This window comes from Pseudomonas sp. HY2-MNA-CIBAN-0224, assembly GCF_040310285.1.
Lineage (GTDB): Bacteria > Pseudomonadota > Gammaproteobacteria > Pseudomonadales > Pseudomonadaceae > Aquipseudomonas > Aquipseudomonas helleri.
On sequence record NZ_JBEOPQ010000906.1, the window covers coordinates 1 to 236 of the forward strand.

The 236-nt window shown below is 41.1% G+C and carries 1 protein-coding gene; it reads left to right on the forward strand.

Going from position 1 to position 236, the window contains the following annotated elements:
• Nucleotides 1-236, forward strand: a 236-nt coding sequence (locus AAEZ03_RS28870; RefSeq protein WP_350583425.1) for a hypothetical protein, incomplete at both ends; no start/stop codon positions are given.

The following is a 236-nucleotide window of genomic DNA, read 5'->3' on the forward strand; positions in this document are numbered from 1 at the left end:
GATTTAGCGTTATTACAACACTTTGCTTCGGACGCGTCGCTCAGTAAGCAAAATCAGGCGTTAGTTTATTTCGCCTTGTGTAAAGCCTATGAACAACATCAGCAAATCGATAAAGCCTGTGAGTCGATGTTATTAGCCAATCAAATTATGGCGGTTTATCGGCCATTTAAGCAGCCTTTGTTCGCTAAAATTGTGTTGTCTTTACTTGGACATACTCCGTCGCCACATATTGATAG